General features: G+C 70.4%; 3 protein-coding genes, 1 tRNA gene and 1 rRNA gene. 4 read left to right on the top strand and 1 reads right to left on the bottom strand.

All coding sequences use genetic code 11. From position 1 onward, the window contains the following. The 3 genes from rrf to IO29_RS24695 form a co-directional block, all read left to right on the top strand. A 5S ribosomal RNA gene (rrf, locus tag IO29_RS35710) occupies window positions 1-87 on the top strand; the annotation flags it as partial. A gap of 115 nt (window positions 88-202) precedes the next feature. Then, a complete protein-coding gene (locus IO29_RS24700) occupies window positions 203-865 on the top strand; it encodes a DegT/DnrJ/EryC1/StrS family aminotransferase (RefSeq protein WP_030379491.1) in 663 nt (220 codons plus the stop codon). A 95-nt stretch (window positions 866-960) separates the two neighbouring features. Next, window positions 961-1,033 (top strand) — tRNA-Thr (locus IO29_RS24695). 58 nt (window positions 1,034-1,091) lie between these two features. Here the strand turns inward: IO29_RS24695 and IO29_RS24690 are convergent. Then, window positions 1,092-3,749, bottom strand: coding sequence for a SpoIIE family protein phosphatase (locus IO29_RS24690; RefSeq protein ID WP_324608159.1), 2,658 nt, complete (start codon window positions 3,747-3,749; stop codon window positions 1,092-1,094). Between the two features lie 471 nt (window positions 3,750-4,220). Between IO29_RS24690 and IO29_RS24685 the strand changes: the two genes are divergently transcribed. Further along, window positions 4,221-9,767 (top strand): HAMP domain-containing protein, encoded by a 5,547-nt coding sequence (locus tag IO29_RS24685; RefSeq protein ID WP_106969872.1) that lies wholly within the window; start codon window positions 4,221-4,223, stop codon window positions 9,765-9,767. The last annotated feature ends 319 nt before the right edge of the window (window positions 9,768-10,086 follow it).

Raw genomic sequence — 10,086 nt, 5'->3', positions numbered from 1 at the left:
GGTTACATTCCGAACCCGGAAGCTAAGCCTTACAGCGCCGATGGTACTGCAGGGGGGACCCTGTGGGAGAGTAGGACACCGCCGAACAATACTTGTAGAGAGCGGGTTTCCGAACTTCGGTTCAGAGACCCGCTCTTTTGTGTTTCCCGTCACTTGGCGTTCATCTGACCCCCGCACGATCGGGGCCATGGGGACTGCTGGAATGCTCAGGGCAGCCGGCGTGCGCGCCGGTGACGAGGTCATCGTGCCGGCGTTCGGCAACGCCGAGCCGGCCGAGGCCGCACTGCTGGCCGGTGCCGTGCCCGTCTTCGCCGACATAGATCCGGACACGTACTGCCTCGACCCCGCCGCCGTGGAGGCCGCGGTGAGCCCGCGGACGGCGGCCGTGGTCGCCGTGCACCGCTTCGGTCACCCGGCGCCGCTCGACACCATGTACGCGGTCGGCCGGCGGCACGGCCTCCTGGTGCTGGAGCAGGGCGAATCCGAAACGCCGTACGCGGAGTTGCCGCAGCGCCGGGAACGGGCCGCGTATCTCGACCGCCGGCTGCGGGGGGTGCGGACGCCGCAGGGCTGTGCCGCCCACACGTATCAGCAGTACGTGGTCCGGGTGCCCGGGAACGGACGGCCGGACCGTGACGCCTTCGCGCGTGCGGTACGCGCCAGGGGAGTCGACTGCCGGGTTCCGGTGAAGACGCCCGTGCACCGCATGCCCGCCTTCCGGCGTGATGTGTATCTTCCGGAGACCGAACGGGCCGCCGACGAGACGTTGGCGCTGTCGCTCGACGGGGCGCTGACGAAGCGGGATCTGCACCGAATTGTCTCCGCCTGCAACGCGCTCGGCGGGCTCCTTCAGCACGCTTTCTGAACGCGCTGCTCAGTGCGTGCGCGCGGTTGGGAGCAGTCATCTGTTCGGGGTATGATCTCTCTCGTCGCCGCGGGGGAAACCCCGAAAAGTGACAGGCCCCTATAGCTCAGTCGGTAGAGCGTCTCCATGGTAAGGAGAAGGTCAACGGTTCGATTCCGTTTGGGGGCTCGCGGAAAAGGTAAGAAGGCCTCGCCCGAATGGGCGGGGCCTTTTTTCTGTCCTCGCTTCAGGCCTGGTGCGGCTCGGGTACGCGCATCGCGAGAATTGCCATGTCGTCCGACGGGGCGGCGGAGGCGAAGCGCTCCACCGCGCGCATCACTCGTGCGGCGACCGCGCCGGCGGTGAGGCCCGTACAGCCCGTGAGGACGTCGGCGAGGCCGTCGTCGCCGAGCATGCGGGTGCCTTCCCTGCGTTCGGTGACGCCGTCCGTGACGCACAGCAGGACGTCGCCGGGGTTCAGGGTCACCGTCTCCTCGTACAGCTCCAGGTCGTCCATGACGCCCAGCAGGGGCTGCGGTTCTGCGGCCGGTTCGACCGTGCCGTCCTGGCGGAGGCGGAGTGGCAGCGGGTGGCCGGCGCAGACGACCTTCAGTACCGCACTGCCGTCCTCCTGCGGCCACAGCTCGCCGTAGAGCAGGGTGAGGAAGCGGCTGCGGGCGCCCTCGTCGAGGATCGCGGAGTTGAGCCGCTCCAGGACCGCCGGGCCGCCGAAGCCCTCGCGGGCCAGCAGCCGCAGGGCGTGCCGGGCCAGGCCCGTGACCGCCGCCGCCTCCGGTCCCGTACCGCAGACGTCGCCGATGGCGAAGCCGTAGGCGCCGTCGCGGATGGGGAAGAGGTCGTAGAAGTCGCCGCCGACCTCGTTGCCCTCGCCGGCGGCGCGGTAGATGACCTCGACCTCGACGCCGTCGATGGTGGGCAGCTCCGGCGGGAGGAGGCTGCGCTGGAGGGACTGGCTGATGGCCGTGCGCTCGGAGTACAGGCGGGCGTTGTCCAGGGCCAGGGCGGCCCGGCGGGAGAGGTCCTCGGCGAGTTCCAGGATCTCCTGGCGGAAGTGCTCGTCCGTGGGCTTGCCGAGCGTCAGCATGCCGATGACGCGGTTGCGGGCCACCAGGGGGAGCACCACGGTCTCGCCGCCGACCGCGGAGGCCGTCGCCAGTGTCGTACCGACGCCCGAGGTGACCGTCGCCGGTTCGCCGAGGCCCAGGCTGCGCATGGAGGTGCGCAGGGCCGCCTGGTGGGCGGCCTCGGCGGGGGCTGTCCAGACGCGGGCGCCGGGGGTGGGGATGGGCTCGGGCGGCTGGATCTTGGCGAGCAGGGCCTTGAGGCCGTCGATGCGGTCCTCGTCCTCGTGCAGGACGTAGGAGAGGTAGGGCTCGGAGGACGGTTCGGCGATGGTGTAGACGGCGCACCAGCTGGCGAGGGTGGGAATCGTCATCTGGGCCATCAGGGCGAGCGTCTGGTCGCGGTCCAGGGTGCCGGCCAGCAGGTCGGAGGCTTCGACGAGGAAGCTCAGTGAGCCGCGGCGCAGGCGTTCCAGTTCGCCGAGGCGGGCCGATTCGACGGCCAGGGCGATGCGGTCGGCGGCGAACTGGAGTCTGAGCGCTTCCTCGTTCGAATAGCGGGAGGGGGACTCGGCGGCCACGCCGAGGGAGCCGGTGAGGCGGCCCTCGACCTTGAGCGGGACGGTGATCACCGACCGCATGCCCGTGCCGCCGAGCAGGGGGACGGCGCCGGGCACGGCGGCGAGGTCGTCGTGGACGGAGGGCATGCGGGCCGAGCCGTAGCGGCCGGGGCCGGCCTCGACGGGGACGCGGGCGAAGCGCTGGCGCGCGGAGGGCAGTCCGGTGGAGGCGCGGACCTCCAGTTCCGTCTCGTCGTCGGTGGCCAGGAGGAGGAAGGCGGCGTCACCGTCGAGCATGTCGCGGGCGCGTTCGACCGTGCGCTGGAGGAGGCCGTCGAGGTCGTCGGGGGCGGGGGAGCCGATGAAGACCTCGAAGGGGTCGGCGGACTGGCCCTCGGCGGAGGTGGTGGTCTCGGTGCCGGAGCTGCGCAGGGGGGTCTGAAGGACGGCGCGCTCGTGGTCGCGCACCAGGAGGCAGACGGTGGAGGGCTCGCCCGCGGTGTCCCGTACGCGCAGGTGGGAGGCGTAGACGGGGATCACCCGGCCGGTGGTGGCCCGGATGCCGTAGCTGCCCTCCCAGCGGGAGAGCCGCAGGGCCTCGGCGATGCCGGTGCCGGTGCCGGGGGTGTGCGGCCAGGCGGCCAGGTCGGTGAGGGGCTTGCCGATGACCTGTTCGGCGGCGTAGCCGAAGAGTTCCTCGGCGTCCTCGTTCCACGCGGTGATGGCCGCCGTGCGGTCGATCTGGACGACCGCGACCCGGACCCGGCCGTCGGCGAGGGGGAGCAAATCGGTGGGGAGCGCGGGGCCGGCGGTGCGGGTGCCGACGGGGCGCTCGGGCAGGTCGAGCTGGAACCAGACCTGCTTGTGGGTGGGGGTGTACTCCACGCCCCAGCGGGTGGCGAGCGCGGCGCAGAGCTGGAGGCCGCGGCCGCCCTCGCGGTCGGGGCTGCCCATGGAGACCGCGGAGCTCTGGACGGGGACCTCGCGGTCGGGGTAGAGGTCGGAGACCTCGACGCGGACGCCGTCCTCGGTGCGCAGGCACAGGACGTCGGCGGAGGTGCCCGCGTGGACGACGGCGTTGGTGACGAGTTCGCTGGTGAGGACCACGGCGTCGTCGACGATGTCGGCGAAGCCCCAGCCCTGGAGGGTGTCGCGGACGAAGGACCGGGCGGTCGCGACCGACCGTCCGACGGGCTCGAAGCTGGCGGCCGCGCGCGCGGTGATCACAGCACTCCCCATGTGTCGGCGCCCCCTGGCTCCCATGCCCGATTCCCCGGTTCGATCACTACAGGGTAGTGGGGGCACTGGCTCCGTGTTCAGGGGTATCCCCATGTGGGCACGTCCCTGAACACCTGGGTGGCGCCCAGTGCGCCATCACGCGCCTTCTCGCGCCCCTCGCGCGCCCTCTGAGCGGGGCAGGAGCGTGGGGCGGGGGTGGGGAGGAGGTGTGCGACCTGCGTGGTTGTCGTCCGGCGGGAGGGATTGCCGCTGTCCGGCCGGTGCGGGAGCGGACCCGCCCGGAGCGGTGCCGGGGGAGTGCGGCCTAGGGTTACGGTCGTGGCCCGTCACCCCGGTGCGCCAGGGTGAAACACTGGGCAGGCTTCCTAGGAAGGTCCGTGCACACGGCGAGTGCCTTCCGCGGCACCGGGCAGAAGCACGCGGCAGTGCCCGGCGGCCGGGTGGCGGCAGCAAGCGAGCACGCGAGTAACGGTCGATCCCTGCGGGAGGGACACAGTGGAGTCTGGCGCAGCGACGCGGAGTGCGAAGACGCGCGCGAAAGGCGGACAGTCCCTGGGCAACGGGCGCTCGCGCGGTGGTATCACCGAGGTGGACACGGCGGCCCTGCACCGGCTGCTGGCCGCGCTCGCGGCCATGCGGGACGGGAACTTCCGCAGGCGGCTGACCGTCACGGGCGACGACGTGATGGCGGAGATCTCCGCCGTCTTCAACGAGGTCGCGGACCGCAATCTGCATCTGACCGGTGAGCTGACGCGGGTCCGGCGGGTCGTGGGGCGCGAGGGCAAGCTCACGGAGCGGCTGGAGACGGGCGCCTGCGAGGGTTCCTGGGCGACCGCGATCGACAACTCCAACGCCCTTGTCGACGATCTCGTACGGCCCGTCTCCGAGGTCGGCCGGGTGCTCACCGCGGTGGCGGAGGGCGATCTGTCGCCCCGGATGGACCTGCGGACGCCGGCCCCGGAGAGCGGCGGGAACGGTGCGCCGCTGCGGGGCGAGTTCCTCAAGGTGGGCCGCACGGTCAACAACCTGGTCGACCAGTTGTCGACGTTCACCGACGAGGTCACGCGCGTGGCCAGTGAGGTCGGCACGGAGGGCAAGCTGGGCGGGCAGGCCCGGGTGCGCGGGATGTCGGGTTCGTGGAAGGACCTGACGGACTCCGTCAACACGATGGCGTACCGGCTCACCGCGCAGGTGCGGGACATCGCGCTGGTGACGACGGCGGTCGCCAAGGGCGATCTGTCGCGCAAGGTCACCGTGCACGTGGCCGGCGAGATGCTGGAGCTGAAGGAGACCGTCAACACGATGGTCGACCAGCTCTCCTCGTTCTCCTCCGAGGTGACGCGGGTCGCGCGCGAGGTCGGTGTCGAGGGCGAGCTCGGCGGTCAGGCGCAGGTGCCGGGCGTGGCCGGGGTGTGGAAGGACCTCACCGATTCGGTGAACCTGATGGCCGGCAATCTGACGGCCCAGGTGCGCGGGATCGCGGAGGTGACCACGGCGGTCGCCAACGGTGACCTGTCGCGGAAGGTGACGGTGAGCGCGCGCGGTGAGGTGGCGCAGCTGGCCGACACGATCAACCAGATGACGCTGACGCTGCGGACCTTCGCCGACGAGGTCACCCGCGTGGCCAACGAGGTGGGCGCCGGGGGGCAGCTGGGCGGCCAGGCGAACGTGCCGGGCGCGGCGGGGACGTGGAAGGACCTGACGGACTCCGTCAACACGGTGTTCCGGAACCTGACGACGCAGGTGCGGGACATCGCCGCGGTGACGACGGCGGTGGCCAGCGGTGATCTGTCGCAGAAGGTCACGGTGGACGTGGCCGGGGAGATGCTGGAGCTGAAGAACACCGTCAACGGGATGGTGGACCAGCTCTCCTCGTTCGGTGCCGAGGTGACGCGGGTCGCGCGCGAGGTCGGCGTCGAGGGCAAGCTGGGCGGTCAGGCGCAGGTGCCGGGGGTCGCCGGAACGTGGAAGGACCTGACGGACTCCGTCAACACGGCGTTCCGGAACCTCACCGGACAGGTGAGGAACATCGCCACGGTGACGACGGCGGTGGCCAACGGCGATCTGTCGCAGAAGGTCACGGTGGACGTGGCCGGCGAGATGCTGGAGCTGAAGAACACCGTCAACACGATGGTCGACCAGCTCTCCTCCTTCGCCGACCAGGTGACGCGGATGGCCCGGGACGTGGGCACGGAGGGGCGCCTCGGCGGTCAGGCGCGCGTGGACGGCGTGTCGGGCACCTGGAAGGAGCTCACGGACTCCGTCAACTTCATGGCGGGCAACCTGACCTCCCAGGTGCGGCAGATCGCCCAGGTGACGACGGCGGTGGCGCGCGGTGATCTGTCGCAGAAGATCGACGTGGACGCGCGCGGGGAGATCCTCGAGCTCAAGAACACCATCAACACGATGGTGGACCAGCTGTCCGCCTTCGCCGACCAGGTGACCCGGGTGGCCCGTGAGGTGGGCACCGAGGGCCGCCTGGGCGGGCAGGCGCAGGTCCCCGGCGTCGCGGGCGTGTGGCGGGACCTCACCGACTCCGTGAACGGCATGGCGGGCAACCTCACCGCCCAGGTCCGCAACATCGCGCAGGTCGCCACCGCCGTGGCGCGCGGTGATCTGTCGCAGAAGATCGACGTGGACGCGCGCGGGGAGATCCTCGAGCTCAAGAACACGCTGAACACGATGGTCGACCAGCTCTCCAACTTCGCCGAGCAGGTGACCCGGGTGGCCCGTGAGGTGGGCACCGAGGGCATCCTGGGTGGTCAGGCGGAGGTGCAGGGGGTCTCCGGTACCTGGAAGGACCTCACCCAGTCCGTCAACTTCATGGCGAACAACCTCACCATCCAGGTGAGGAACATCGCCGAGGTGACGACGGCGGTCGCCAAGGGCGATCTGTCGAAGAAGATCACCGTCGATGCCAAGGGCGAGATCCTGGAGCTCGTCACCACCGTCAACACGATGGTCGACCAGTTGTCCTCGTTCGCCGAGCAGGTGACGCGGGTGGCGCGCGAGGTGGGCACCGAGGGCATCCTCGGCGGCCAGGCCCACGTGCCCGGGGTCACCGGCATCTGGAAGGACCTCAGCGGCAACGTCAACCTGATGGCCAACAACCTGACCGTGCAGGTGCGCAACATCTCCCAGGTCGCGGCGGCCGTCGCCAACGGCGATCTGACCCGCACGGTGAAGATCGAGGCGCGCGGCGAGGTCGCCCAGCTCGCCGATACCTTCAACACGATGGTGAAGACGCTGAGCTCGTTCGCCGACCAGGTCACCAAGGTGGCCCGCGAGGTGGGCACGGACGGCATCCTGGGCGGGCAGGCGCGGGTGCCGGGCGTGGCGGGCACATGGAAGGACCTCACCGAGTCGGTGAACCAGATGGCGTCCAACCTGACCGGTCAGGTGCGCAACATCGCCATGGTCACCACCGCCATCGCCAAGGGCGACCTCACCAAGAAGATCGACATCGACGCCCGCGGCGAGATCCTCGAGCTGAAGACGACCATCAACACGATGGTCGACCAGCTCTCCTCGTTCGCCGACGAGGTCACCAGGGTGGCCCGCGAGGTGGGCACCGAGGGGCAGCTGGGCGCCCAGGCGCGCGTCAGGGACGTCGACGGCACCTGGCGGGACCTGACCGAGTCGGTCAACGAGATGGCCGGGAACCTGACCCGGCAGGTGCGTGCCATCGCGCGCGTGGCCACCGCGGTGACCCGGGGCGACCTCAACCTGAAGATCGACGTGGACGCCTCCGGCGAGATCCAGGAACTTCAGGACTACATCAACAAGATGATCGCCAACCTGCGGGACACCACGATCGCCAACAAGGAGCAGGACTGGCTCAAGGGCAACCTGGCGCGCATCTCCGCCCTCATGCAGGGCCGCCGCGACCTGGAGGACGTCGCCTCCCTCATCATGAGCGAGCTGCCGCCCCTGGTCGCCGCGCAGCACGGCGCGTTCTTCCTGGGGATGCCGCTGGTCGACGGCGCGGATGCCCGGGACGCGCGCGACATCAGGGACGCCAAGGAGCTGGAGGCCGGCACCGGCGACGCGTACGAACTGCGGATGCTCGGCTCGTACGGCTATTCGATGGGTTCCATGCCGACGTCGTTCCGGCCCGGTGAGGCGCTCATCGGGACCGCCGCCCAGGAGAAGCGCACGATCCTCGTGGAGAACGCGCCCAGCGGCTACCTGAAGATCTCCTCCGGGCTCGGCGACGCCCCGCCCGCGCAGGTCATCGTGTTGCCGGTGCTGTTCGAGGGGACCGTGCTCGGGGTGATCGAGCTGGCGTCCTTCACGAAGTTCACCGAGATCCAGCGCGACTTCCTCAACCAGATCGCCGAGATGATCGCGACCAGCGTCAACACCATCTCCGTCAACACCAAGACCGAGGTGCTGCTGAAGCAGTCCCAGGAGCTGACCGAACAGCTGCGTGAGCGGTCGGAGGAGCTGGAGCAGCGGCAGAAGGCGCTACAGGCGTCCAACGCCGAACTGGAGGAGAAGGCCGAGCTGCTGGCGCGGCAGAACCGCGACATCGAGGTGAAGAACACCGAGATCGAGGAGGCCCGGCAGGTGCTGGAGGAGCGCGCCGAACAGCTCGCGGTCTCCATGCGCTACAAGAGCGAGTTCCTGGCCAACATGTCGCACGAGCTGCGCACGCCGCTCAACTCGCTGCTGATCCTGGCCAAGCTGCTCGCCGACAACGCCGAGGGCAACCTCTCGCCGAAGCAGGTGGAGTTCGCCGAGACCATCCACGGCGCCGGCTCGGACCTGCTGCAACTGATCAACGACATCCTGGACCTGTCGAAGGTCGAGGCGGGCAAGATGGACGTCTCCCCGACGCGCATCGCGCTCGTCCAGCTCGTCGACTACGTGGAGGCCACTTTCCGGCCGCTGACCGCGGAGAAGGGCCTGGACTTCTCCGTACGGGTCTCCCCGGAGCTGCCCGCCACGCTGCACACCGACGAGCAGCGGCTGTTGCAGGTGTTGCGCAACCTGCTGTCGAACGCGGTGAAGTTCACCGACTCCGGGGCGGTCGAGCTGGTGATCCGTCCGGCCGGCCAGGACGTGCCCCAGGCGATCCGGGAGCAGCTCCTGGAGGCCGGTTCGCTGGCCGACCCGGAGGCCGACATGATCGCGTTCTCCGTCACCGACACCGGCATCGGGATCGCGGCCAGCAAGATGCGCGTCATCTTCGAGGCGTTCAAGCAGGCGGACGGCACGACCAGCCGCAAGTACGGCGGCACGGGGCTCGGGCTGTCCATCTCCCGTGAGATCGCCCGGCTGCTCGGCGGCGAGATCCACGCGCAGAGCGAACCGGGGCGCGGTTCCACGTTCACGCTGTACCTGCCGCTGCACCCGAGCGAGCTGCCGCCCCAGGGGTACGCGCAGCTCGCGCCCGCCATGGAGCCCGGCGAGCTGCTCGCCTCCGAGGCGGGGCCGGCCGCTGGCGGTACGGCTGCCACCCGGGCACCGGCCGGGCGGAGGCCGCAGGAGGCGCCCAACGGCACCGCCGGCCTCTTCCGGCGCCGCCGTGCGGCGGCGGAGGAGAAGCGGGCCGCCGCACTGCCCGCGGAGCGCGGCCAGGCCCTGGAAGGGGGCTCCCAGGGGTTCGGGACCGCTGTGGAGGAGCCGGACGCGGGGTCGCGGCCGGGTCCGGCCGTGCGGTTCGACGGCGAGAAGGTGCTGATCGTCGACGACGACATCCGCAACGTCTTCGCGCTCACCAGCGTCCTGGAGCAGCACGGGCTGTCGGTGCTGTACGCGGAGAACGGGCGCGAGGGCATCGAGGTCCTGGAGCAGCACGACGACGTGGCGGTCGTCCTGATGGACATCATGATGCCGGAGATGGACGGCTACGCGACGACCACCGCGATCCGCCGGATGCCGCAGTTCGCCGGGCTGCCGATCGTCGCTCTCACGGCGAAGGCGATGAAGGGCGACCGGGAGAAGGCCATCGAGTCGGGCGCCTCGGACTACGTCACCAAGCCGGTCGACCCCGATCACCTGCTGTCGGTGATGAACCAGTGGATGCGCGGGGAATGACGGAGGAGTGACGCGAGGGGCGGCGGTGGCGGTGCGCGGAGCGTGACGGCAGTGACCCGCGGGGCGGCGGTGCCGTGCGCGGGGAGGTGCGGACACGAGATGTTCACCGTTTTCCGCTGACGGACTGTGGTGGTTCGCGTGTAGAACTGCGAGAACCGGGAACCTTCTGGTCTCCCGCCGCGTTTCCGCTCCGTGCACAGTGACATCGCGGTGACAGGGTGTGGCGACGGGCGGGGTGCGGCTACCATGACCGGCACAAGGACGGACGGCGCAAGGGAGCCGTCCCCTGGGGCGGCGTCCGGTGCCGGCCCAAGTCCTT

It is taken from the genome of Streptomyces sp. NRRL F-6676 (assembly GCF_000725625.1).
In the GTDB taxonomy this organism is placed as follows: Bacteria; Actinomycetota; Actinomycetes; order Streptomycetales; family Streptomycetaceae; genus Streptomyces.
This window is presented reverse-complemented; position numbering and strand designations above follow the sequence as displayed.

What these genes read in the sequence shown, in the direction of transcription:
- IO29_RS24700 (WP_030379491.1), top strand. Translation starts at nt 203, where the DNA reads ATGCTCAGGGCAGCCGGCGTGCGCGCCGGTGACGAGGTCATCGTGCCG.
- IO29_RS24690 (WP_324608159.1), bottom strand. Translation starts at nt 3,749, where the DNA reads ATGGGAGCCAGGGGGCGCCGACACATGGGGAGTGCTGTGATCACCGCG.